This window comes from Lactobacillus paragasseri (genome assembly GCF_003584685.1).
In the GTDB taxonomy this organism is placed as follows: Bacteria; Bacillota; Bacilli; order Lactobacillales; family Lactobacillaceae; genus Lactobacillus; species Lactobacillus paragasseri.
On the sequence record NZ_AP018549.1, the window covers coordinates 856,513 to 880,209 of the forward strand.

The 23,697-nt window shown below is 34.6% G+C and carries 23 protein-coding genes and 1 pseudogene; 18 read left to right on the forward strand and 6 right to left on the reverse strand.

The window, feature by feature from the left end:
- Positions 1-216 precede the first annotated feature (216 nt).
- The 11 genes from glyQ to LpgJCM5343_RS04230 all read left to right on the forward strand — a co-directional run bounded on the left by glyQ (position 217) and on the right by LpgJCM5343_RS04230 (position 12,091).
- Positions 217-1,134 (forward strand): glycine--tRNA ligase subunit alpha, encoded by a 918-nt coding sequence (gene glyQ, locus LpgJCM5343_RS04180; protein ID WP_003648974.1) that lies wholly within the window; start codon positions 217-219, stop codon positions 1,132-1,134.
- On the forward strand, positions 1,127-3,199 hold the full coding sequence (gene glyS, locus LpgJCM5343_RS04185; RefSeq protein ID WP_003648973.1) for a glycine--tRNA ligase subunit beta: 2,073 nt from the start codon (positions 1,127-1,129) through the stop codon (positions 3,197-3,199). Before glyQ ends, glyS begins: the two co-directional genes overlap by 8 nt.
- Before the next feature lie 23 nt (positions 3,200-3,222).
- Entirely contained in the window at positions 3,223-5,037 is a 1,815-nt protein-coding gene (gene dnaG / locus LpgJCM5343_RS04190) for a DNA primase (RefSeq protein ID WP_101890644.1), read from the forward strand.
- A gap of 15 nt (positions 5,038-5,052) precedes the next feature.
- Positions 5,053-6,174 (forward strand): RNA polymerase sigma factor RpoD, encoded by a 1,122-nt coding sequence (gene rpoD, locus LpgJCM5343_RS04195; RefSeq protein WP_003647189.1) that lies wholly within the window; start codon positions 5,053-5,055, stop codon positions 6,172-6,174.
- A gap of 93 nt (positions 6,175-6,267) precedes the next feature.
- Complete coding sequence (locus LpgJCM5343_RS04200; RefSeq protein ID WP_101890874.1) at positions 6,268-6,981, forward strand: tRNA (adenine(22)-N(1))-methyltransferase; 714 nt, start codon at positions 6,268-6,270, stop codon at positions 6,979-6,981.
- Positions 6,978-7,775, forward strand: coding sequence for a Nif3-like dinuclear metal center hexameric protein (locus LpgJCM5343_RS04205; protein ID WP_101890646.1), 798 nt, complete (start codon positions 6,978-6,980; stop codon positions 7,773-7,775). Before LpgJCM5343_RS04200 ends, LpgJCM5343_RS04205 begins: the two co-directional genes overlap by 4 nt.
- A gap of 11 nt (positions 7,776-7,786) precedes the next feature.
- On the forward strand, positions 7,787-9,034 hold the full coding sequence (gene pepT / locus LpgJCM5343_RS04210) for a peptidase T (RefSeq protein WP_101890647.1): 1,248 nt from the start codon (positions 7,787-7,789) through the stop codon (positions 9,032-9,034).
- 312 nt (positions 9,035-9,346) lie between these two features.
- The gene (locus tag LpgJCM5343_RS04215) at positions 9,347-9,715 is read left to right on the forward strand and encodes a GntR family transcriptional regulator (RefSeq protein ID WP_113576165.1); all 369 of its coding nucleotides are present in this window, start codon (positions 9,347-9,349) and stop codon (positions 9,713-9,715) included.
- A gap of 1 nt (position 9,716) precedes the next feature.
- Positions 9,717-10,424 carry an ATP-binding cassette domain-containing protein gene (locus LpgJCM5343_RS04220; protein ID WP_003648967.1) on the forward strand — a complete coding sequence of 236 codons (708 nt, stop codon included), beginning with the start codon at positions 9,717-9,719 and terminating at the stop codon, positions 10,422-10,424.
- A 2-nt stretch (positions 10,425-10,426) separates the two neighbouring features.
- Positions 10,427-11,245, forward strand: a complete 819-nt coding sequence (locus LpgJCM5343_RS04225; protein WP_101890648.1) for an ABC transporter permease — start codon at positions 10,427-10,429, stop codon at positions 11,243-11,245.
- Positions 11,246-11,254: 9 nt separating this feature from the next.
- On the forward strand, positions 11,255-12,091 hold the full coding sequence (locus LpgJCM5343_RS04230) for a hypothetical protein (RefSeq protein ID WP_048686857.1): 837 nt from the start codon (positions 11,255-11,257) through the stop codon (positions 12,089-12,091).
- Positions 12,092-12,162: 71 nt separating this feature from the next.
- Here the strand turns inward: LpgJCM5343_RS04230 and LpgJCM5343_RS04235 are convergent, their stop codons facing one another.
- Together LpgJCM5343_RS04235 and lepB are read right to left on the reverse strand one after the other, a co-directional pair.
- The gene (locus LpgJCM5343_RS04235; RefSeq protein WP_003648964.1) at positions 12,163-12,348 is read right to left on the reverse strand and encodes an LBP_cg2779 family protein; all 186 of its coding nucleotides are present in this window, start codon (positions 12,346-12,348) and stop codon (positions 12,163-12,165) included.
- A gap of 27 nt (positions 12,349-12,375) precedes the next feature.
- Positions 12,376-12,948 (reverse strand): signal peptidase I, encoded by a 573-nt coding sequence (gene lepB / locus LpgJCM5343_RS04240; protein WP_101890649.1) that lies wholly within the window; start codon positions 12,946-12,948, stop codon positions 12,376-12,378.
- Positions 12,949-13,038: 90 nt separating this feature from the next.
- Here lepB and LpgJCM5343_RS04245 point away from each other — a divergent pair.
- The 3 genes and pseudogenes from LpgJCM5343_RS04245 to LpgJCM5343_RS04255 all read left to right on the forward strand — a co-directional run bounded on the left by LpgJCM5343_RS04245 (position 13,039) and on the right by LpgJCM5343_RS04255 (position 16,136).
- Positions 13,039-13,768: pseudogene (locus LpgJCM5343_RS04245) on the forward strand (SAM-dependent methyltransferase).
- Positions 13,768-14,745, forward strand: coding sequence for a hypothetical protein (locus LpgJCM5343_RS04250; protein WP_101890650.1), 978 nt, complete (start codon positions 13,768-13,770; stop codon positions 14,743-14,745). Before LpgJCM5343_RS04245 ends, LpgJCM5343_RS04250 begins: the two are co-directional and overlap by 1 nt.
- On the forward strand, positions 14,745-16,136 hold the full coding sequence (locus LpgJCM5343_RS04255; RefSeq protein ID WP_101890651.1) for an RsmB/NOP family class I SAM-dependent RNA methyltransferase: 1,392 nt from the start codon (positions 14,745-14,747) through the stop codon (positions 16,134-16,136). The genes LpgJCM5343_RS04250 and LpgJCM5343_RS04255 overlap by 1 nt, the downstream gene beginning before the upstream one ends.
- A gap of 29 nt (positions 16,137-16,165) precedes the next feature.
- Here LpgJCM5343_RS04255 and LpgJCM5343_RS04260 read toward each other — a convergent pair whose 3' ends face one another.
- Positions 16,166-16,492 (reverse strand): heavy metal-binding domain-containing protein, encoded by a 327-nt coding sequence (locus LpgJCM5343_RS04260; RefSeq protein ID WP_003648959.1) that lies wholly within the window; start codon positions 16,490-16,492, stop codon positions 16,166-16,168.
- Positions 16,493-16,621: 129 nt separating this feature from the next.
- Between LpgJCM5343_RS04260 and LpgJCM5343_RS04265 the strand changes: the two genes are divergently transcribed.
- Positions 16,622-17,650, forward strand: a complete 1,029-nt coding sequence (locus LpgJCM5343_RS04265; RefSeq protein WP_113576164.1) for a YdcF family protein — start codon at positions 16,622-16,624, stop codon at positions 17,648-17,650.
- A 4-nt stretch (positions 17,651-17,654) separates the two neighbouring features.
- Positions 17,655-18,476, forward strand: a complete 822-nt coding sequence (locus LpgJCM5343_RS04270; RefSeq protein WP_101890653.1) for a Cof-type HAD-IIB family hydrolase — start codon at positions 17,655-17,657, stop codon at positions 18,474-18,476.
- A 40-nt stretch (positions 18,477-18,516) separates the two neighbouring features.
- Here LpgJCM5343_RS04270 and LpgJCM5343_RS04275 read toward each other — a convergent pair whose 3' ends face one another.
- From LpgJCM5343_RS04275 to pyrF, 3 genes are all read right to left on the reverse strand, one after another.
- Positions 18,517-20,112: an Mbeg1-like protein gene (locus LpgJCM5343_RS04275; RefSeq protein WP_048686869.1), complete on the reverse strand. Its 1,596-nt coding sequence runs from the start codon at positions 20,110-20,112 to the stop codon at positions 18,517-18,519.
- A gap of 249 nt (positions 20,113-20,361) precedes the next feature.
- A complete protein-coding gene (gene pyrE, locus LpgJCM5343_RS04280; RefSeq protein WP_003647205.1) occupies positions 20,362-21,000 on the reverse strand; it encodes an orotate phosphoribosyltransferase in 639 nt (212 codons plus the stop codon).
- Position 21,001: 1 nt separating this feature from the next.
- Positions 21,002-21,709: an orotidine-5'-phosphate decarboxylase gene (pyrF, locus tag LpgJCM5343_RS04285; RefSeq protein WP_048686878.1), complete on the reverse strand. Its 708-nt coding sequence runs from the start codon at positions 21,707-21,709 to the stop codon at positions 21,002-21,004.
- A 251-nt stretch (positions 21,710-21,960) separates the two neighbouring features.
- Between pyrF and LpgJCM5343_RS04290 the strand changes: the two genes are divergently transcribed.
- Complete coding sequence (locus tag LpgJCM5343_RS04290) at positions 21,961-22,884, forward strand: dihydroorotate dehydrogenase (RefSeq protein WP_101890654.1); 924 nt, start codon at positions 21,961-21,963, stop codon at positions 22,882-22,884.
- Positions 22,885-23,053: 169 nt separating this feature from the next.
- Entirely contained in the window at positions 23,054-23,596 is a 543-nt protein-coding gene (pyrR, locus tag LpgJCM5343_RS04295) for a bifunctional pyr operon transcriptional regulator/uracil phosphoribosyltransferase PyrR (RefSeq protein ID WP_003648952.1), read from the forward strand.
- Positions 23,597-23,697 lie beyond the last annotated feature (101 nt).

The window sequence follows — 23,697 nt, forward strand, 5'->3', positions numbered from 1 at the left end:
ACGTATTTTGACAACTATAAAGGAATAGAAAAGTACCAAGACAGCGAGTGCAGAATGGTGGAAGTGCATTTGGGAAAAGGCACCTTTTAGTCAAAGTTGTTAATTAAGGGCAGGAAGAATATTTTCCTGAATTAGGGTGGAACCGCGAAGTAAATCGTCCCTATGCAATTTTTGCATAGGCTTTTTTTATGCCTATGTTGTGAGGAGAGAGTATAGATGTCAGAAAAACTGAATATCCAGAATATGATTTTTAAATTGGAACAGTTCTGGGCCTCTAAAGGTTGTATGATTATGCCTTCATATGATGAGCAAAAAGGTGCCGGGACAATGAGTCCATATACATTTTTACGTGCTGTTGGGCCAGAACCTTGGGCAGCTTGCTATGTTGAGCCTTCAAGAAGACCTGCTGATGGTCGATATGGTGATAACCCTAACCGTTTATACCAACACCATCAATTCCAAGTTGTTATTAAGCCTGCACCAAAAGACATTCAACAATATTACTTAGATAGTTTAAGAGTTTTAGGAATCGAACCTCTTGAGCATGATATCAGATTCGTTGAAGATAACTGGGCAAATCCATCTATGGGTTGTGCCGGTGTTGGTTGGGAAGTATGGCTTGATGGAATGGAAGTTTCTCAATTTACTTACTTCCAAGTTGTTGGCGAACTTGATGTAAAACCAACAATGAGTGAGATTACATATGGTGTTGAGCGTCTTGCTTCTTATATTCAAGATGTCAATTCAGTCTTTGACCTTGAATGGGGAGATGGCGTCAAGTATCGTGATATTTTCAAGCAACCAGAATATGAACATTCTAAGTATGCCTTTGAAGAAAGCGATCAAGACCAGTTGCTTAAGTTCTTTGATATTTATGAAGCAACCGCTAAACGTTTGTTGAGTCAAAACTTGATTCACCCAGCTTACGATTACATCTTGAAGTGTAGCCATACATTTAATTTACTTGATGCACGTGGTGCTGTTTCAGTTACTGAGAGAGCAGGTTACTTATCAAGAATTAGAAACTTGGCTCACCTTGCTGCGAAGGGATTTGTTGAAGAACGTGAAAAGCGTGGCTTCCCATTATTGAAACACCAAGAAGAAACTAAGAAAGCGGGGCAAAACAATGACTAAAGATTATTTATTTGAAATTGGTACTGAAGAAATGCCAGCTCACGTTGTTTCTAGAAGTGTTAAGCAATTAGCTGATCGTACTAAAAAGTATCTTAAGGAAAATGGCCTTTCTTTTAAAGACATTAAGACTTATTCAACTCCACGTCGCTTGACTATTTTGGTTGAAGACTTGGCTGAAAAGCAAGATGATATTGATGAAGTAAAAAAAGGTCCTGCTAAGAAAATTGCTCAAGATAAAGATGGCAATTGGACGAAAGCTGCTCAAGGTTTTGCTCGTGGTCAAGGGATGACGACTGACGATATTTACTTTGAAGAGCTTAAAGGAACTGAATATGCTTATGTTCATGTTCAAAAAGAAGGTAAAAAAGCTTCTGACATTTTAATGGGCATGAGCGATATCATTAAAGCCATGACTTTCCCAACTAAAATGCGTTGGGACAGCAATGATTTTGAGTTTGTACGTCCAATTCATTGGATGGTTTCTTTACTTGGTAGTGAAGTTGTACCAGTTAAATTACTTGATGTAGTTGCTGGTCGCAAAACTCAAGGCCACCGCTTTTTAGGTGATAGCGTTGTACTTGCAAATGCAGATGACTATGAAGAAGCATTGAAGAGCCAATATGTGATTGCCGATGCTGATGAACGTAAGGGCATGATTCTTAATCAAATTCAAGAATTAGTTGCTCAACATAACTGGAAAGTAAACATTGATAAGGGATTACTTGAAGAAGTTACCAACTTAGTTGAATATCCAACTGTTTTTGCTGGTTCTTTTGATGAAAAGTACTTGAATATCCCAGATGAAGTTTTAATTACTTCAATGAAAGATAATCAAAGATACTTTGAAGTTTATGATGAAAATGGCAAGTTGATTAATCACTTTATTGCTGTTAGAAATGGTAACAGTGAATACTTAGATAACGTAATTGCCGGTAATGAAAAAGTTCTTGTTGCACGTTTAGATGATGCTCAATTCTTCTATGACGAAGATAAGAAATACCCATTGGCACACTTTGTTGACAAGCTTAAGAATGTTTCTTTCCACGACAAGATTGGTTCTGTTGCTGAACATATGGCACGTGTCCAAATTATTGGTGACTACCTTGGTAAGAAATTCAATATTTCAGAAACTGAAATGAAGGATTTTGATCGAGTTAGTGATATTTACAAATTTGACCTTGTTACCTCAATGGTTGGTGAATTTGCCGAATTACAAGGTGTAATGGGAATGCATTATGCTCGTTTAACTGGTGAAGATGAAAATGTTAGTGTAGCAATTAAAGAAAGCTATATGCCAACAAGTGCTGAAGGAGATTTGCCAAGTACAACTGTGGGTTCTCTTCTTTCAATTGCTGATAAATTAGATACAATTATTTCATTCTTCGGTGCAGGTATGATCCCTTCATCATCTAATGACCCATATGCTTTAAGAAGAAACGCTTACGGAATTGTAAGAATTTTGTTGAACGAAGGTTGGTCACTTCCTGTCAAAGATGTTTTACCAGAATTAATTCAATTATTGTCTGGTAAAACTGCAGCTAAATTACCTAAGGATGCTGAAGCTGAAAATGAAATTGCTGACTTTATCCGTGACCGTGTAAAGCAACAATTGCAAGTTGAAAAGTATGATTACGATGTTATCGATGCGGTACTTGCATCTAGCCAACAAGATCCAATTCAAATTTTAGCAGCAGCTAAGACTTTACAAATGCACCACGATGATGCTGACTTTAAGCCAGTAGTTGAAAGTTTGACTAGAATTACTAACATTTTGAAGAAGGCAAAATATAGAAATGCTGCTAAAGTTGATGAAAGTCTTTTCCAAGATGTAAGTGAAGAAGAACTAAACGCTGGTGTAAATGCACTAGAAGAAAATACTGATTTGAGTATTGCTGATCTATACAAAGGTTTTGTTGAATTACAACCTGTAATTAACAATTACTTTGAAAGTAATATGATTCTTGATAAGGACGAAAAAGTAAAGAATAATCGTTTGGCACAATTATTAAAGGTTAATAACTTGGCTGATCGAATGGGTGACTTAAGTAAATTAGTAATTAAATAATAGTTGATTGGGATGATCCATTGATGGCAGGACGTATTCCTGAACAATTTATCGACGAAGTTCGCAATTCTGTCGATATTGTTGATGTAATAAGTCAATATGTTTCTTTAGAAAAAAAGGGTAAAGACTATCTAGGACTTTGTCCCTTCCACCAAGAAAAAACGCCATCTTTTACTGTTAGTGAAGGTAAGCAGTTTTTTAAGTGCTTTGGATGCGGCAAAGGCGGAAATGTATTTAAGTTTTTAATGTATCAGGATCATCTTACTTTTCCTGAAAGTGTTAAAAAAGTGGCTGAATTGGCGCATCTTCAGATGCCAGAAGGTTACGGAGAAGCGGGCAAGCCACTTAGTCCATTAAAGAAGATGTATCGGCAGGCAACGGAATTTTACCAACATATTCTGCTAACCACTAAAGTTGGTGAAAGAGCGCTTAAATATGCCAGAAAGCGTGAATTAACCGATGACTTGCTAAAGCATTTTAAGGTAGGGTATGCACCAGATAGTGATAATATTCTCCTTACTTATCTAAAACAGAAAGATTACACTGATGATGATCTAAGAGAAAGTGGGTTATTTGTTGAATCGCAAGATGGTCAATTATTTGACCGCTTTCGTGATCGTTTGATGTTTCCTTTAGGGGATGAATCAGGCTATACAGTTGGTTTTTCTGGTCGAAGAATTAGCAATGATAAAACTATTGCTAAATATATGAATAGTCCAGAAACTAAGATTTTTAATAAATCTAAACTGTTATTTCATTTTGCTGAAGCAAAAAAAGCAGCTAGAAGTGAAAAACATTTGATTCTTTATGAAGGCTACATGGATGTTATTGCTGCTTATAAAGCTGGCATTCAGTCTGGTGTAGCTTCAATGGGAACCAGCTTAACGACCGAGCAAGTTTATATGCTAAGGCGAATTACACCTAATATTTTGGTTAACTATGATGGAGATCCACCTGGTATTCATGCTGCTGAACGTGCAACAAAATTATTTGGGCAAGTTCAAGGCTTTAATTTAGGAATAATTGTTTTACCAGAAAATCTTGATCCAGATGAATATGTAAAAAAATATGGAAAAGAAAAATACCGTGCAGAAGTTGCAGGTGCTCTTAGTTCAACAGATTTTCTACTTGAAAGATTAGCAAATCAGTATAATTTGCATAATGATCGAGAAAAACTAGCTTATATAACAGCAGCTGTCCAAATGATTGCAGGATTAAATGATCCTGTAGCTGCTGATTTGTATCTTGATAAACTGGCACGTCAAACTGGCGTAACTCGTGAATCTCTTAAAGTGACTTTTGTACGTGAGAGACGAAAATTACAAAGAGCTAGAAATCATCAGCAAGCTTATCAAGCATCTACATTAATGGAGAATGTAAGTGAATCAGCAGAGCCTAAAGAAGCTCAAGCAGGAACTGATAGTGAAACTAGAAATCCAGCTTTAGATCGCTTACTGTACCTATTTATACATAGTGATGAAGCAAGAGATTACCTTTTAAGTCAGCAGTTTTTATTCCCGGATGAGCGTTATGCAAAATTAGCAGAATTTTGGCTAAAATATCATCAAACCCATGATGAAGCAGAAGTGAAGGGTTTTATTGATTTTATTCCTGAGGAACTTCAAGGTATAATTATTAATATGGAAATGATTCCGATGCCTCCTGATTATTCTAAGCGTGAGTTAGATGATCAATTAAGGGCATTGGAAAAGAGCAAGATTGATGAGCAATTAAACGACTTGCTTAATCAATTAAAGGAAGCTCAAAGAAAACAAGATAATAGTTTGGAGCTTGAAATAGCGCAAAAAGTAATTGCGTTAAGAAGAAAGAAGTTTTAGAGGGGGCTTTTTTACATGGCAGAGAGTAAGACTACCAAAAAAGAAGCAACAATGACACTTGATAAGAAAGTCAAGGAAGTTGTTAAGGAAGTTAAAAAAGATAAACAAATCACTGAAAAAGAATTTACTGCTCAACTAATTAAGCCATATAATCTTCAAGGAAAAGCGGTAGATCAACTTGTTCAAGAATTTGAAGACAATGGAATTAGTATCGTTGATGAAAAAGGCGAACCTTCTAAATTAGCTTTAAAGAAGCAAAAAGATGTTGAAAAAGCTGAATTAAAGGATATGTCTGCACCTTCAAGTGTAAGAATGAACGATCCAGTGCGGATGTATTTGAAAGAAATTGGACGTGTTTCGTTGTTGAATGCGGACCAAGAAATTGCCTTAGCTAAGCGAATTGAAGCTGGCGACGAAGAAGCGAAGCAAGAACTTGCTGAAGCTAACTTACGTTTGGTTGTTTCTATTGCCAAGCGTTATGTTGGTCGTGGAATGTCCTTCTTAGACTTAATTCAAGAAGGTAACATGGGCTTAATGAAAGCTGTTGACAAGTTTGACTATCGTTTAGGATTCAAGTTCTCAACTTATGCAACTTGGTGGATTAGACAAGCAATTACTCGTGCAATTGCTGACCAAGCTAGAACTATTCGTATTCCAGTTCACATGGTTGAAACAATCAACAAGTTGATTAGAATTCAAAGACAACTTTTGCAAGATTTAGGTAGAGAACCAACTCCAGAAGAAATTGGTGCTGAAATGGACATGCCAACTGATAAGGTTCGTGAGATCTTGAAAATTGCTCAAGAACCTGTTTCTCTTGAAACTCCAATTGGTGAAGAAGATGATTCTCACTTAGGTGACTTTATCGAAGATAAAGATGCAACTAGTCCCGAGCAACATGCTTCTTACGAACTATTGAAGGAACAACTTGAGGAAGTTCTTGATACTTTAACTGATCGTGAAGAGAATGTATTGCGTTTACGTTTCGGTCTAGATGATGGACGTACTCGTACTCTTGAAGAAGTTGGTAAGGTATTTGGAGTAACTCGTGAACGTATCAGACAGATTGAAGCTAAAGCGTTACGTAAGTTACGTCATCCAAGTCGCTCAAACCAATTAAAAGATTTCTTAGATTAAGATATTTATATGATGACAAGCCTTGTAGTAATCGTAAAATTGCTACAAGGCTTGTTTCTTATAAAATATTTTCAAGTAAGTTTTAAACTATCTATGCTAAAATTTTTAGTAAGAGGTGAGAGTGTGTTAGAAGAAAGACTAGCTCAAATTGGTAAAATGGTAGATCCTGAAAGTCGATTGGCTGATATTGGCACTGATCATGCGTATTTACCAATAGCATTAGTAAAAGAAGGAAAAATTAACTTTGCAATTGCAAGTGATGTTGCAGCCGGCCCCTTGAATAATGCAAAACAAGATATTGAACAAGCAGGTTTAGAAAATAAAATTGAAACAAGATTAGGATCGGGCTTAGAGACTTTAAAGGCTGAAGATCGAATTGATACCGTGGTAATCGCGGGAATGGGCGGAAAGCTGATGACTAATCTTTTAGAAACGGCTTATCAAGAAGGTAAAAAATATCCAACCTTAATTTTGGAGGCTAATATTGGTGAATCACTAGTAAGAAAGTGGTTGATGGATCATCAATATGAAATTGTAGCTGAGAAAATTATTGAGGTAGCTGGCCATATTTATGAAATAATTAAGGCAGAAATTAAGACAAACAAGCATGATTTATCTGAGCAGGAATTGTCATTTGGTCCATTTTTATTAAAAGAAAAAAATCCTGTTTTTATTAAAAAGTGGACTAATCAACTTAGATATTATCAAAATTTAAAGGCTAATTTGAATAAGGCTAAGAATAAAGATGAGGATAAGATTAATAAAATAAATGACTTAATTAAAATGATTGAGGAAGTGTTGAAATGACAAAAGTAGCAGATATTGTAAATCGTTTAAGGGGAGATTTTCCGGAAGAAATTGCCTCTGAAGGTGATCCAGTTGGAATGCAAATTGGATCGATGGATGCTGAAGTTACTAAAGTAATGACTACCTTAGATGTTCGCCCTCAAGTAGTAGATGAAGCAATTGAGAACGGCGTTGATTTGATCATTAGTCATCATCCGGTAATGTTTAGACCAGCAAAGAACTTGGACTTTTCTGATCCTCAAAATGCAATGTATGGCAAATTAATTGCTAACGGTATTACTGTATATTCAATTCATACTAATTCTGATAAAGCTCAAAATGGCTCAGCTGATTGGCAAGCAGAAGAATTAGAGTTAAGAGATGTTGAACCCTTTGCTTTAGATGCTGATGGAATCGCAATTGGTCGAAAAGGAAAATTACCTAAATCAATGACCGCTAAAGAATTTGCTTACTACGTGAAAGATAAAATGCAAATTCCAATGGCAAGATTAATCACTGCTGATAATGATAAAATAATTTCTACTGTAGCATTTATTTGTGGTGATGGTGGCAAATTTTGGCGCCAGGCATTGGTAGATGGTGTCGATGCATTTATTACTGGTGATGTATATTATCACGTTGGGCATGATATGATATCTGCAGGTTTAACAGTAGTTGATCCAGGTCACTATACTGAGAAGCTCTTTAAATATAAAGTAGGCGAGCGTCTTGAAAAGTGGAATAAGGACTATAATTGGAATGTGCCTGTAGTAATATCAGAAGTATCTACTAATCCATTTCAAGATTTATTTTAGGGGAGATTAAAATGACAGAATATCCAACTTTACTACCAAGATTTTTAAAATACGTTAAAGTAAACTCACGATCTGATGAGCATTCAGACCGTTTTCCATCAACTGAAAGAGAAGAAAACTTTCAAAAGAATGTAATTATGAAGGACCTAGAAGAATTAGGCCTTAAAGATGTTCATTATAATCAAAAAAGTGGCTGTGTAATTGCTACTATTCCGTCAAATATTGACTATAAGGTGCCAACATTCGGCTTGTTAGCACACTGTGATACAGCCGACTTTAATTCAGTTGATGTCAAGCCGCAAATTACAGAGAATTATGATGGTAAGTCTAAAATTCAATTAGGGGATAGCGAATTTTACTTAGATCCTGAAGTCTTTCCACATTTAAAAAATTATCAGGGTCAAACGATTATTTCAGCTTCTGGCGATACTTTACTTGGTGGGGATGACAAGTGTGGTATTTCAGAACTTATGACTTTTGCGGAATACTTGATGGAACATCCCGAAGAAAAACACGGTGAAATTAAATTAGCTTTTACTCCAGATGAAGAAATTGGAACCGGAGCAGAACATTTTGATGTTGAAGAATTTGGAGCAGATTTTGCTTATACAGTTGATGGTGAAGCACCAGGAAAACTTGACTGGGGTACGTTTTCAGCAGCTCAATTTGGCTTAGATATTCAAGGAGTAAATGTTCACCCAGCAGTAGCAAAGGGACAAATGATCAACGCAATTCAGGTTGGGATTGATTTCCATAATCAATTACCTGAACATGATCGTCCAGAACACACTGATGGTCGAGAAGGATTTTTCCACTTAATGAATTTTGATGGAACTGTTGATTCAGCACATATGGATTATATTATTCGTGATTTTGAACGCGATGGACTTGAAAGAAGAAAGAATCTGGTTAAAGACATCGTTAAGAAGATGAATGACGAATTTGGCACTGAGAGAATTAAGCTTAAGATGTGGGATCAATATTACAATATGGCTGATGAATTAGAAAAGCATATGGAGATTGTTGATTTAGCTAGAGATGCTTATAAGGCTGAAGGTCTTACTGTCAATGAAGATCCTGTTCGTGGCGGTACTGATGGTTCACAATTAACTTATATGGGCTTGCCTTGTCCAAATCTTTTTGCTGGTGAAGAAAACATGCATGGTAGATATGAATATACTGTCCTCGAAAGTATGTGGAAAGCTGTGGATGTTTTACGTAAGATCAATCAATTGAATGTTGAGAGAAATAAGAAATAAATAGAAAGTGAAACAATTTTTAACTATTTTTGATTAAATTCATTACTTTTTATTTTTCTTGAACTTGCTTAATTGTACAAATATCAACATTTATAAATTAATTAAAAATTAAAAATAGTTTTACACTGATACTATTAACCTGCTAAATAGCAGATAAAAAGCTTGAAATATAAGCATTTTGTCTGCTATTTTTTTATTAAAAAATATAATTTTAAAACTGTGAAACAAAAATATAACTTGTATTTAAAAATAGATGTTGGTATTATATTAGTGTAATAGATAAACCATACACTAGTGAAGAAGGTGTAAAGATTGCAATTCCAAGATAATATTCCAATTTATGTTCAAATTGAAAAGTATCTTTACCGACAAATCGCTCTGGGCAAAATAAAGCCAGGAGAGAAAGTTCCTTCAGTTCGCCAATTAGCCGTTGATCTAACTGTAAATGTAAATACTGTTCAACGAGCACTTAACCAAATGAATACTGAAGGTATTCTTGAAGTTCGAATAGGACTGGGATCATTCGTTACAACGGATACAGAGCTGATTTTACAAAAGCGTAGAGAGCTAATTAAGGACACAATGAGCGAATTTCTAGAAAGTACAGCACAATTGGGCCTAACTCCAGAAAAGACGCTTGAGGAGCTTAAAAAGTTCATAGAAGAGAAGAAGGGAGATTAAAATGAGTAAACTACTTGAGGTAAAAGGATTAACATATCGCAAAAATTTAAAAACTATTCTTGAAGATGTAAATTTAGACGTTGATTCTGGTAAGATTATTGCGCTTTTGGGTGAAAATGGTGCCGGTAAGACTACTTTGATGAGAGTGATTGTAGGAATTGCCAAACATTATCAAGGAGAAGTACTTCTTAATGGCGATGGCAGTGAAGTTTACCGCAAGGCTAACATTGCTATGACAGATAACCTAAAAGGTTTAAGCGATTCTACTAAGGTTGGCGAGGTAGAAGAATTTTATCAAAAATTATTTGTTGATTTTGATAGTAGTAAATTTGAACAGCTACGTTCATTTATGAAACTCAACAACGATATGAAGTTAGGACAATTATCACGTGGTATGCGCGAAAAACTTGAAATTGCGCTAACTTTGAGTCGAGAAGCAAAATTATACTTACTTGATGAACCGTTTTCTGGAATTGATCCAATGGCTAGAAAAAGAATTATTAATTCAATCTTACTTTGGAAGAGCCCAGATAGCACTATTGTTATTTCTGATCACTTCGTAAATGAAATTACGACGATTTTAGATGAAGTTGTAATTGTAAAAGATAAGAAAATCGCTAGTCATCTCTCAGCAGATGATATTAGAGCAAAGGGACATAGTATTGAGGAATACTATGAAAGCTTATATGCAGATGAAGGAGCTGAATAAACATGACTACTTTTAAAGCATTATTTAATCAAATGGGTAAAAAGAAACGTCGCAGCGTTTATTTACTGGCTCTCTTGCAATTGGTAGCAGCCTCCGTTTTCGCACTCTGGGCATTATTTTCAAATGGCGGTGCATTTTCTAATCAAGATAAACCAATAGCCTGGTTTGTAATGGTCTTCACTTTTGCCCCTTTGGCAGATATGGCTTATGTAGTGCTTTCTGCTTGGCAGAATGAAAAGGAATATAGTTCGCAAACTTGGCGTCTGGTTCCAGTTTCATCTAGTAAGTTTTACTTAGCTAATATATTATCAGCTATTGTTAACGGACTTTACTTAGTTTTAATCCAAATTGGAATGGGCGTTGTTACATTTTTACCAGCGTTAATAAGTAATGATGTAAGAACCAATATCTGGGAAATTAATCAAGCTATCTCTAAGTCAAGCCACGCAGGTGACTTTTGGCAAAAGCTCTCTGATTCATTTCCAATCGGAGAAATGCTAAGTGCATTATTAGCATTTTTATTATTTGCAATTTTAGTTTATAGCATTGTAACAACACTTAATCTTTCAAGTAGAACAATCACTGATTTTCTTCCTGATAAGCATAGTAAGTTAATTCGTTTCGTGATTATGATCGTTTTGATTTTTATCTTTATTGTATTAACAAACAATTTAGGCAGTTTACTAAATCAATTATGTTGGGGCGAAACAAGTAATGGTCTAGTTGCATTTGCTGAAGGTAATTTAATGATGGCCTTAATTGATATTATCTTAGGTTCAATTAATATCTGGCTTTTGAAGGACTTCCATGAGGGAAAGTAGGTATGCCTAATGACGTCTTTTTCATCAATATTTAAAGAATTAACTAAAAATAAGGTACGACTAGTTCGGCGTCTTGTATTTTTACAAATAGTAGTTGGTATTCTGCTTGGTTTTTGGGCACTATTTTATTCTGCTTTTGAAGGTGAAAGTAAGGCATATTTCCTAATTTCGTTTATTACTATTACACCTTTGTTTGATGTAGCTTACTTATTTCTATCAAGTAGAAAAAATGAACAAGTTTATGCATCTCAGACTTGGCGTTTAGCACCAATCAAGGAAAGTACCTTGCTACTTGCAAATTTGTTTTCTGCAATTGTTGATGGCTTATATTTAGTAGTTATTCAATTAGCAATGATATTAATTGCAGGTTTACCAATAATTGGCACAAACGAGTTTTGGAAAACGACATTTAAAAATTTCGGCTCAATTGGTGAAGGAAAGTTATGGCAAGATATCCATATAACAGATTTGATTTCAGTTATTGTTTTGCTGATTTTAATTGGAATTTTTATTTATCTTGCGGTTAGTTTAATTAACTTTACTGGAAAAATAGTTAGCGATTTCTTGCCAGAAAAGATAAGTAAACTAGTTTACTTCCTTGTAGTTGTTTCGCTAACTTGCATCGGATTAATATTCTTAATTAATGTTTATTGGTTCGTCATGGATTCAGTGACAGGATTTTTACAAAATGGAATGTTTTTAACAACTTTAGGTAAAGATGCTATTGACGTTAGGTCTGATCTAACTGGTAATTATCTGACCATGGCAGTTGTTTTAGCAGTTGATATAATTTTGATTGCAATTAATGTCGTACTTCTGCGTAAGTATCATGAAGCGAAGATATAAGAAAAAGGAATAAGATTTTGAAAATTTGTTTTCAAAACCCTATTCCTTTTTTTGCTGCCAGTAATTTTAAATTAAGAATTAGCTTGAATATAATCTAAAACTTGTTCAGCTTCTTCCATTGTGTACTTAGCTTCGCCAGTCTTCATCGCATGCAATTTTTCTACAGATAGGTGACTTGAGAAAGCAAGCGCTGTATCGTTGACATTATTTTTAACTTCAAACTCAATAATTGCATCGGATAATTCTTCAGGACTCATTTTATAATTCACACTTTCTAAAAAAATCTATTTAAACCATTGTATTTGATCAAATGGGAAATATCGTAATTTGACCTCACCAACAATATCTTTTTTCTTGATAAAGCCAAACATCCGTGAATCTTTTGAAACATTCCGGTGATCGCCCATTACGAAATAACAGTCTTTTGGCACTCGCTTTACATGATAAAGCTGCTGCAGGCTGAAATTATTGGTGTATAGTTGACCCTTAGCAAGCTTTTTCTTGTATTCTGTTAAGTACGACTCTTTGATTGGCTTTCCATTAATATACATTACATCATTTTTTGATTTAATGCTGTCTCCAGGCACTCCGATAATTCTCTTAATATAAAGTGCGCCTGGTTGATCTGGCGCTCGTAAAATCACAATATCACCACGTGAGAGCTTAGAATGTCTTACTGCAATGATTCGATCATTATTCTCAAAGGTTGGCTGCATTGATGGTCCAGTGATAGTTTCATTAGCAAGTAATACGCGGAACATAAAAATATATAAACCAAAAATTACAATTGCTAGAATGAATACCTGCAGGAGCCAATGACCAAGCGATTCAGCCGATTCAGTTTTATGTTTTGACATAATTTTTGCTCCTTAATGCTTACATCACTTTTATTATACCTGTTTTTATTAATTTTGAATGGTAAAATCATTTCATAGGGAATGTATCAAATGAAACAGTATCAAATTAAACTCAATCAATTAGACAGAGAACTGAATTATTTACCTCTTCATAGACAAGTTGACATAATTAATAATATAATTGCCAATATTCAGCAAAAAAAGATTTTACCAAAATCACCTAATTCACTTGGATTTTTACCTGATAGCTTAGATATAATGATAGATAATATTGGAAATAAAGATAAAGCCCAAGAAGCAAATAATTTACTTAATAATTTCCGTAGTTTTCTTTCAAGAGAATATGGAGTTTGGTCTTTGCCAAACTTAGAAACAGCAAGGTTAATTAAGCAAGAGTATCATGTTAAATCAAGCTTAGAAATTATGGCAGGAAATGCATATTGGTCGAAGGCTTTAAGTCAGGTGGGGATAAAGGCAACAGCAAGTGATTCTTTTTCTTGGGCTAAAAGTTCAACAACCGGAGAAGCTCCAATTTTTGCAACAGAGAATCTGGATGCCTTAAGTGCAATTAAAAAGCATCCTGAAGTTGATCTGATCATTTGCTCCTGGGCGCCTAATTTTGGCGAAGATGATTTAAAGATTCTTGATTTATATCGTAGTCTTGATCATCAACCAGTGTTATTGTTTATTGGCGAAAAAAAATGGTGCTACAAATTCTACTTCTTTTTGGCAGAAAGCAAAATGTAGGACTAATACGAAAATTAATCGCAGCTTTCAAAGCTTTGATTTTATTAACGAAAAGGTTTTTGAAATAAAATAATGAAACTAAAACGACTTATTCTTTTAATAATTTCTTTTGTAGCCTTTTTGGGATTAGGGATGATTTTATCTCGCCAGCAATCTCAAAGAGCTGACCAAGTTTTGAATAATAATGGTTTGTCGAGTACATATTATGTTTTTAAATCTAAGAAAAAGCATAATATTAAGCAGTTATTAAACTATGTAAATAAAAATTTTGCTCATGATAAAGTGCAGATTCATTTTGAATCAGATTATATTCCAGATCGAGTATTAATTTGGGCTAATTATAATTTAAAGAGTCAACCATTGGCCAAAGGAAGCTCGCGTTACTTTACTAAAAGCGACTTTGATGGATCAATTCCTTTTGCAGTTATTTCAGCGGATACCAAAAGTAAAGTTGTAACTTTACAAAATAATCATTATCTAAAGGAAAATAATGATTATGTAACCATTATTGGTGAATTAAAGAGAAATAACGAAAGTCAAAATGGACAAGCAGTTTATTATCTTTCAACAGGGATTAATCAGCCCACTGCCAAAGAGTCAATTACTAATTATAAGATCGTAGTAGATGGTTTAAACAAAAACGAAGCTAATTCTATGCATGCGTATTTAAAAGGAAACATGCAGACTAAAGATTTCAGTAAAACTTACAATAGACAGCATGGAATTAGTCCTACTAAGAAACTTATTGCAGCTATCTTGTGTGTGGTAATTGCTCTTGTAGTTGCAGCTATAGCTGCTGTTTTAGCTGAAAATCCGGTAAACCTAAAATTTGTACCTGGAAAAATCTGGGCTCACTTATTGGCTGATTCTGGACTACGTTTTTTCTTGGCAAACGGAATTGTAGTTTTATTAACTAGTTTAGGATTACAGACTTGGAAGTTTTATTCTAATCATAGTCAACTTTATATTTTATATTTAGTTGTATTTGCTATGCAGATTATTACATACGTGTTGATGCTACTTGCGATAAAAATTAAGAAGGAAAAATAATGTCATTACCAGTTGAATTTATTAAGAAATATCAAAATTTGCTTGGAGAAGAAGAGAGCAATAAATTTTTTGCAGCAATTGATAGTTCTAGTAAGAAGGGCTTTCGATTAAATCCTTTAAAGAATAATTATCACGATGTCCAATATAGTCTTGCAGACCCCATTGAATTTACTAGTGATGGTTATTATGGTGGAATTTCGGGACGTGACAGTGAGTGGACTAGCGGTTATGTTTATTCTCAAGACCCATCAGCAATGTATCCAGCCGTTGCCCTTAATGTAAAACCTGGAGAAAAGGTACTTGATTTATGTGCTGCACCCGGTGGTAAGTCAACTGCACTAGCAAGTTTTTTAGAAAATAAAGGACTTTTAGTGGCTAATGAAATTTCAAAGAGTCGAGCTAAAGATTTACGTGAAAATTTAGAGCGGTGGGGAGCTACAAATGTTGTAGTTACAAATGAGAGTCCTGAACGTTTATCAAAAAAGTTACCCAATTTTTTTGATAAGATTCTGGTTGATGCACCTTGTTCTGGTGAAGGAATGTTTAGAAAAGATCCTGCAGCAATGCAGTACTGGTCTCCAGAATATGTCTTAACTTGTCAGGCAAGACAGAAAGAAATTTTGACACAAGCAATGAAAATGTTAAAGGCAGACGGTGAATTGGTTTATTCTACTTGTACCTATTCTCCAGAAGAAGATGAAGAAATAGTTGCTTGGTTAGTTGAAAACTACCATTTAAAAATCGAACCTTTAAAGTTATATCCAGGAATGTCAATGGGTAAATCAGATTGGTCAAAGTCTAATTTGCCTGAATTAAAGGATACAGTTAGACTTTGGTTTCAGAATGGAGTTGGTGAAGGTCAGTTTGTAGCCCATTTGAGAAATACTGAAGCAGTTGAAGATGCTTCAAGTAAAGTTAAGAAGAGAAAGAAAAAACATCAGAAAAAGAGCTCTATTACGCGTTTAACTAAGGATGAAATTACAACAGTAGCAAAAGTTTTAGATAATTTTGTACTGCCAGATAGTTTAGAAAATTGGCAGAAAACAGTTTTACAAAGTAATGGTCATGTTTTTGTCCCAGCTGTTGATCCAGAATTATTAAATGAATTACACATTTTAAATAATGGTGTTGAATTAGGCCTACTTAAGAAAAAACGCTTTGAACCTAGTCATCAGTTAGCTGAAGTTTTAGGTCAAAAAGAGCAAAAGCAATTGCTCAATTTGAAAAATGAAACTGATTATGAACATTATCTACATGGTGAAACTATTAAGGTAAATAGTGAGTTGCGAGGTTTTGTTTTAGTCGCATATCAAAATCACATCTTTAGTTTTGGAAAAATCGGCAATGATCAAATTTTGAAGAATTTCTACCCTAAAGGCTTAAGAAAATAAAAAAGACTGACTAATGTCAGTCTTTTTAGCTAGTCAATAAATTTAACAGCAGTTCCGTAAGCAACTACTGATTGCATATCTCCTGCAATAGATCCTGAGTCAAACCGCATCATTACTACAGCATCTGCTCCCAAATCTGCAGCATTCTGGCGAAGACGATTAATCGCTTGATCTCTTGATTCAGTTAGCATAGATGTGTAGGCTTTGATTTCACCACCAACAATACTTTTCAATCCAGCACCAAAATCGCGAATAGCATTCTTTGATTGAGTAGTTACACCGAAAACTTCACCAATAATTTCGTATTTTTGGTTGGGAATATTTTCAGTGGTTGTTACTAAAAGTTGATCTGTCATATTGATTCCTCCCTAAAAATATTTTCTTAATTATACTGAAGCAAACGTATCAGTGCAATTTATTTTGTATAATTAAGAAAAGGGTACATCTAGAGATGTTTACGTTACATTAAGGTGGTGAAATGATAAGTGATCTTATCATTTTCAATTGTATTAATTTTGTTTTTACTGGCTTTAGCAACCTTTGTTTGGGTATTGACCCATGAAAGACGAAGTCTGTGGTCAGGGATGACGTTAGTTTGGACAATAATAACTTTCGGTTTACTCACAGTAGTTAGCTTAATGATTGCAGCAGAGTTTTTTCCAATTACACACCAATTTGTTCTACTTGTTTTTGCAGTGATTTTAATTGCATTGATGGTTTTGGTCTTTGCCTTTATTGCAGTTTTAATAGTGATGTTTATTTATAATGGAATTAAAATTTTAATTCGGGAAGGTAATCGCTGGACTAACTTTTTATCATTAGCAATGGGAATTGGAATTATTGCTTACTTATTCTTATTCCCTGTAGTTGGACGATTAACGCGCAATAATTTTGGTACCTACTTGTATTTATTTGTTAATTTGACCATCATTTATTTAATTTTTATTATGATGATGTATACTTTGACTTCATGGATTAATCTGATTAATTTTAAGATAAAAAAATTAAATTATATCGTAGTTTTAGGTGCTGGTTTAATTGGAAAAAAAGTGACACCGCTGCTTGCCGCTAGAATTAACCGTGGAATTGAGATTTACCGTAATAATCCAGGTTCAAAAATTATTATGTCAGGTGGACAAGGACCAGGAGAAGAAATTCCTGAAGCAGCTGCAATGGCAAAGTATGCCGAAGAAAAGGGAATCTCTAAACAAGATATTATTGTTGAAGATAAGTCAAAGACAACTAGACAAAATTTAGCTTTTTCGCATAAGTTAATGAAAGCTGATTCACGTTTTGCAATTGTCACAAATTCTTATCATGTGTATCGCGCATTAGTTTTAGCTAAGAGAATGGGGCTAGATTGCATTGGCTATGGAGCTAAAACCAAATGGTATTTTACTCTAAATGCATTTGTGCGGGAGTTTATTGCTTATTTAACGATTACTTGGCGTTTACAGTTGAGTGTGGTTGGTTGTATTGGCTTAGTTGTTTTGTTAGGAGCTTTGTTGAGGTAAGAGAATGAATGAAATTAAGGTAATTGCAATTGATGTTGATGGAACTTTGTTGAATTCTCAAAAACAGCTGACCAGGGGAGTGAAGAATGCAATTTTAATGGCGAGAAAAGCTGGAATTAAGATTGTGATTGCAACTGGAAGGCCATTAAGCGGTGTAAAGCAAATTTTGCATGAATTAAACTTGGCTAATCAAAATGACGAATATGTCGTTTGCTTTGGAGGCGGCGTAGTTGAAACAACTTCTGGCAATGTTTTATTTGAAAAGAAATTGACCTATGACAATTACCTTGATTTAGAAACAATAGCTTTAAAATTAGGGCTGCATTTTCATGCTTCTGCTCCAGATCGTATTTATACAGCCGATCGAGATATCGGAGACTTTACGCTATACGAAGCTAATTTGGTTAATTTAGGCATTTCTTATCGGACTCCTGCTGAGATGAAAGATGTGCCAATTATTAAGTGCATGTACGTTGATGAACAAAAATACTTGGATAAAAAAATTGCAGATCATACGCCATTTGCGCATTTAGACGATAAAATTACATTTACAAAAACTGCCCCATTTTACTATGAAGCTAACCCCAAGGGCGTTTCAAAAGGAAATGCATTGAAAATTCTGTGTCAAAAATTGAATTTAACTAATGAAAATATAATGGCTATTGGGGATGAAGAGAACGATTTAAGTATGATTAAATATGCTGGAATTGGTGTAGCTATGGGAAACGCGGTAACGTCTGTAAAAGATAATGCTCAAATGGTTACAAAAGATTGTGATCATGATGGGGTTGCTGCAGCGATTGAAAAAGTTTTGCAAGAAAAATAAAAGGCCTTCGGAATAGATTTTCCGAAAGCTTTTTGTATCTTTAGCGATGTTTAGATGGCATACGTAGTTTTCTTTGCTTGAATAATTCCATTACTAGTTGGAAAAAGCCATAAATAATTAATAAAATTCCTAAGCTAATTACTGCCTGCCGACTAAAGTAATTTGGATTTATAATCACAATAATTCCTGCAGCAAAAGCGATCAAACTTTCTAGGACATCAATAATATTTCTAAAGATTCCATTTTTCTTATTTTTAACAATTACGCTACGTAATCTTACGTATGCAAAACCAATTAAGAAGATACCTAAAACGTAATGAGCTAAGAAGTTAAGCAAGCGATTATTTGAAATAATTGCAATTGCAAGGCCAAAAACTATTAGGTAGGAAATAATGAAGAATCTTTTGGGTTTAGGCAAAAGATGAGAATTTGCGGTCTCAACAATGTGATAACCACTCCAACCTACGCAAAAGAGGGCAACTAAGCCACCAAACGCGCGATAAGCGTAATCAGGAATTGTGAGATCAACAATACCAAGAAGAATTAAAACCCAACCGATAATTGAATTAGTATTAATAAAAAGTTTTTCGAGATGCGTTGCTTTAATACTACGCCAAATGGTTTCCCATAAACTACCTAACACGAATCTAGTTCTTCTTGAAGAATCTGTAAGTGAAAAAAGTATTGCGCCAAAACCGCCAAAACCATTTTTATTAAGCTCAGTAATTTTGGTTGCGCCACTTGCAGCAAACGCGCTGAATAAATCATTAGTTAAGGCTTCTCGCTCCTGTAGATTTGCTTCGCCAATCCATTGATTGATAATTTGATTATATATTTTAGAAGTAGGGTTTCTATGGTTTCTAGTAATAAAATGAGAGCCTGAAACTTCCCAACTCATTGGATCATGCTGAGCAAGTTTGGACCGATCACTGACTAAAATGGTTGGGGTAATATTTTCTGGCTCAAACAATCGTCCAATAATACTGAATTCTGGAACATAGCGTTTTAATTTATCGGTTACGCCATCAACTTGTGTACTAAGGCCGGGACTGTCGAAAGTATAAATAGTGTCAATATTTTCTTTTAGATCATCTGGTAAGTTAACTGCCGCATATTCAGCTAGATTACCACCTTTAGAATGTCCTGCGAGACTATATACTTGATTGGTAGTTTTAAGAATATTTGTGAGGTATTTCAATGCATATTTTTGAGCTCCAGTAGTTCTAAAACTAATTTCAAAATCTTCTTTCCAGCCAACTAATGTATCGTCAGTACCACGAAAAGAAATAAAATTAGTATCATTATCTAAACTAATTTTTATCGCAGAAAATTGAATGCGGTCAGTTAGAACATCAGCAAAATAAGATAATTTGGCATCCCCAAACCGAACTGAGTTAGCCATTAATTTAAGTAAATCTTGATACTTGTAGTGATCTAAGTTTTGATTTGATGAATTAAAATATTTTTGGGCAACGTCTTTAATTGAAACTTCTTTATTAGAGTCAGGGACGATACCATCGAGATGAATATAAGAAAATGTGGCAATCACTAATGCATCTACTTCGTCAAATGGTCGTGCAGAAAGGGAAATATCGCCACGCCATTTTATGTAAGACAAAATATTATTTGTATCCATATTTCATCCATCCTTTCTGCTAGTTACAATTATTATAAATAAAAATGTTGTATTTTTTATTAACAAAATACTAATAAAAAAGAAAATGACTTACTCTTCTTAAGTCTAACACAAGCAAAATAAAGCGATTAATTAACTTTGTTTTTATAAAAATCTCAAAAGAAAAAAGAAACGCGTAATAAACAAAAAAAGCAGAGATGATTGCAACATAATCGTTGTCTATCATCTCTGCTTTTTCAAATATTTGTATTAATTATTGAACTTTTTACCCCAAGCCCATGGATCTTCATGCCAAGTCTTCAAAATATCATATTGTTCACTAGTAATATGACCAGACTCGTTTTCTTTCTTCAGCAATTCAGGGTAGGAAAGAAGTGGTGCATATTTTACATTTGCCTTTTTAAAGTTTTCTTTAGCATCTGGTAAGTAATAAGTGAAAATTGAAGAAACACCAGCAACATGACCACCATCTTTTTCTGTGGCTTTAACTGCATTAAGGACTGAGCCACCAGTAGTAATTAAATCATCAATCAAAACGATCTTATCATTTTCTGAGAAGCGGCCTTCAATTTGACGACCTTTTCCATGATCTTTTGGCTTGGGTCTAACGTAAATCATTGGTAGGTGCAATTTTTCAGCAACTAAAGCAGCATGTGGAATTCCTGCTGTTGCAACACCTCCGACAATTGTTGCTTCAGGAAATTCTTTTGCAATTAAATTGGCCAAGTCGCTAGCGATCATGTCACGCAATTCGGGATAGGAAACAGTTAAGCGTAAATCGGTATAGATTGGTGAAAGCATCCCGCTTGCGTATGTAAATGGTTTATCAGGTGAAATAGTAATAATTTTTTCTTGGATTAATTGGCTGATAATTTGATCTTTATGCATTTTAGTTGAACTCCTTCTTAATTGCTTCATATGCTGCTTCTGGATTAGTTGCTAGAGTAATCGGACGTCCCACTACAATCGCGGTTGACCCCCATTCTTTTGCCTGGGCTGGCGTAGCTACTCTAGACTGATCATCTTTGGCATTTCCTGCTGGGCGAATGCCAGGAGTTACGTATAAAAAGTCGTCACCAACATTTTGACGCAAATTCTTAACTTCTAGCGGTGAACAAATTACTCCATCAGCGCCAGCCTTTTTAGCAGTTTCAGCTAGACTTAAAACCTGCTGCTTCATTGATAAATTACAATTTTGTTCTTCGTGCAAAATATCATCAGAAATTGAAGTTAATTCTGTAACAGCTAATAACTTAGGGATGTTTTTACCGACAGGTGTGCCAGCAATTAAACCTTCTTTTGCTGCTTTAATCATTTGACTGCCGCCAAGAGCATGAACTGTAGTATAAGTGATTCCTAATTGAGCTAGGGCTTTAGCCCCATTGTAAACAGTATTAGGTATATCACTCATTTTTAAATCTAAGAAAATTTGATAGCCTTGCTCAGATAAATTTCTAACAATTGCAGGACCTTCATTGAAAAAGAGTTCCATTCCAATTTTAATAAAAACATTTTCTGGTTTGCCTAACTTAGGTAAGAGTGCATTTAATTTCTTTTCATTGTCTAAATCTAAGGCAACGATAACTGGTCTTGTCATTTTTCCTCCATAAAAAAAGTCTACACCGAGCGCAGAGAGACACTAGGTATAGACTTTCCCAGATAATTTAAGCCAATAATTTTTAACTTGCGGTCTCTCTGTACCGTTTAAAGTTTAATCAAAATGAAGTTTAGCACCTTCGGTCAAGAATTACAAATAAAATTTTTAACTTTGAAAAAAACAAAAAAGCGTGTACAATCAGTTCTTGAAAAATAATCGAATGACCGTGAGCATTCATTTTGGAGGAAAATATGATTAATACGCATGTAAAATTACCAGGATTAGATTTAAAGAATCCAGTTATGCCAGCAAGTGGAACTTTTGGCTTTGGAGATGTTCCAGCAGCTAAGAAGTTTGATTTAAATGATTTAGGAGCAATGGTCATTAAGACTACTACTCCTCATGCAACAACAGGTAATCCTCAGCCACAAATAGCTGTTTTAGATACTGGAGTTTTAAATTCAGTTGGATTAACGAATCCTGGAGTTAATGCGGTAATTAAAGATAAGTTAGCGCCTTTACGTCAAAGTTATCCTGCTTTACCAATCATGGCTAGTGTTGGTGGGGAAGATGAAGCAGGTTATGTTGAAGTAGCCCAAAAATTATCTGATTCAGGTTTAGTTAATGCTTTAGAGATTAATGTTTCTTGTCCTAACGTAAACCAAGGCGGTATGAGTTTTGGTGTTCATCCAGATGTAGTTGAATCTTTAACAAAGAAAATTAAGGCAGTTACTAATGTTCCTATTTATGTGAAACTAACTCCAAATGTTACTGATATCATACAAATCGCTAAAGCTGCTGAAAAGGGCGGTGCAGATGGTTTGTCCCTAATTAATACTCTTTTAGGGATGGATATTGATATTAAAACAAGAAAACCTGTTTTAGGTCACAATGTTGGTGGTCTTTCTGGAGAAGCAGTTAAGCCAGTTGCGCTTAGAATGGTTCACCAAGTTCGTCAAAGTACAAGTTTGCCAATTATTGGAATGGGTGGAATTAGTTCAGCTCAAGATGTAATCAAATTTATGCTTGCTGGTGCTAATGCTGTTGCGGTTGGAACAGCTCATTTTAAAGACAGTATTGCATCAAAACATATTGCTGATGAATTGCCTAATGAATTAGAAAAACTAGGTATTGAAAATATTAATGATCTTGTTAATCAAGTTGAATTTAATTAAATTGCTTGACAAAGAAGATAATTTACAGTAATTTTAAAGCAATGAATGTCCTTTAAAATTAGTCCCGTGAGGCTAGCAAGGCAGGCTTAAATAAGTATTGACTTTACTCTAAGCTCCTAGTCTCTGATACTAGGAGCTTTTTTCATGGGCAAGATCAGGAGGGTAAAAGATGGCAAAGGAAATTTGGGATGCATTAGCAATGAAGCGTGCACTAACTCGAATTACTTATGAAATTATTGAACAAAATAAAGGAACAGATAATCTGGTTTTGATCGGTATCAAAACGCGTGGTGTTTACTTAGCTAAGAGAATTCATGATCGTATTCAAAAGTTAGAAGACGTTGATGTGCCAGTTGATGAACTAGACATCACACTTTACCGTGATGATCGTCATGATGCGTCCTTGAAGCAAGATCCAGTAATTAATTCAAATAAAATAAGCGTTGATATTAACGATAAGAAGGTTATCTTAATTGATGACGTAATCTATACTGGTCGTACAATTCGAGCAGCAATGGACGCTTTAATGGATGATGGACGTCCTAGTTCAATTAAAGTTGCGGTTTTAGTAGATCGTGGCCACCGGGAATTGCCGATTCGCGCTGATTTTGTTGGCAAAAATATTCCAACAGCAACTGACGAACAAGTTGCTGTTAACATGGTAGAAAAAGACGGTAAGGATTCGGTTGAATTGAAGTCTTTACCAAAATAGTTTAGAAATATTAATTTAATAGTCAACCATTTAATTGACTCCAGAGAGGGCCAGAAGGGTTGCTATATTTTTCGTGTACCAGAATACGAAAAATAGGCCTG

Coding starts and splice junctions, on each gene's coding strand:
- glyQ (WP_003648974.1), top strand. CDS start 217: ATGTCAGAAAAACTGAATATCCAGAATATGATTTTTAAATTGGAACAG.
- glyS (WP_003648973.1), top strand. CDS start 1,127: ATGACTAAAGATTATTTATTTGAAATTGGTACTGAAGAAATGCCAGCT.
- dnaG (WP_101890644.1), top strand. CDS start 3,223: ATGGCAGGACGTATTCCTGAACAATTTATCGACGAAGTTCGCAATTCT.
- rpoD (WP_003647189.1), top strand. CDS start 5,053: ATGGCAGAGAGTAAGACTACCAAAAAAGAAGCAACAATGACACTTGAT.
- LpgJCM5343_RS04200 (WP_101890874.1), top strand. CDS start 6,268: ATGCTAAAATTTTTAGTAAGAGGTGAGAGTGTGTTAGAAGAAAGACTA.
- LpgJCM5343_RS04205 (WP_101890646.1), top strand. CDS start 6,978: ATGACAAAAGTAGCAGATATTGTAAATCGTTTAAGGGGAGATTTTCCG.
- pepT (WP_101890647.1), top strand. CDS start 7,787: ATGACAGAATATCCAACTTTACTACCAAGATTTTTAAAATACGTTAAA.
- LpgJCM5343_RS04220 (WP_003648967.1), top strand. CDS start 9,717: ATGAGTAAACTACTTGAGGTAAAAGGATTAACATATCGCAAAAATTTA.
- LpgJCM5343_RS04225 (WP_101890648.1), top strand. CDS start 10,427: ATGACTACTTTTAAAGCATTATTTAATCAAATGGGTAAAAAGAAACGT.
- LpgJCM5343_RS04230 (WP_048686857.1), top strand. CDS start 11,255: ATGACGTCTTTTTCATCAATATTTAAAGAATTAACTAAAAATAAGGTA.
- LpgJCM5343_RS04235 (WP_003648964.1), bottom strand. CDS start 12,348: ATGAGTCCTGAAGAATTATCCGATGCAATTATTGAGTTTGAAGTTAAA.
- lepB (WP_101890649.1), bottom strand. CDS start 12,948: ATGTCAAAACATAAAACTGAATCGGCTGAATCGCTTGGTCATTGGCTC.
- LpgJCM5343_RS04250 (WP_101890650.1), top strand. CDS start 13,768: ATGAAACTAAAACGACTTATTCTTTTAATAATTTCTTTTGTAGCCTTT.
- LpgJCM5343_RS04255 (WP_101890651.1), top strand. CDS start 14,745: ATGTCATTACCAGTTGAATTTATTAAGAAATATCAAAATTTGCTTGGA.
- LpgJCM5343_RS04260 (WP_003648959.1), bottom strand. CDS start 16,492: ATGACAGATCAACTTTTAGTAACAACCACTGAAAATATTCCCAACCAA.
- LpgJCM5343_RS04270 (WP_101890653.1), top strand. CDS start 17,655: ATGAATGAAATTAAGGTAATTGCAATTGATGTTGATGGAACTTTGTTG.
- LpgJCM5343_RS04275 (WP_048686869.1), bottom strand. CDS start 20,112: ATGGATACAAATAATATTTTGTCTTACATAAAATGGCGTGGCGATATT.
- pyrE (WP_003647205.1), bottom strand. CDS start 21,000: ATGCATAAAGATCAAATTATCAGCCAATTAATCCAAGAAAAAATTATT.
- pyrF (WP_048686878.1), bottom strand. CDS start 21,709: ATGACAAGACCAGTTATCGTTGCCTTAGATTTAGACAATGAAAAGAAA.
- LpgJCM5343_RS04290 (WP_101890654.1), top strand. CDS start 21,961: ATGATTAATACGCATGTAAAATTACCAGGATTAGATTTAAAGAATCCA.
- pyrR (WP_003648952.1), top strand. CDS start 23,054: ATGGCAAAGGAAATTTGGGATGCATTAGCAATGAAGCGTGCACTAACT.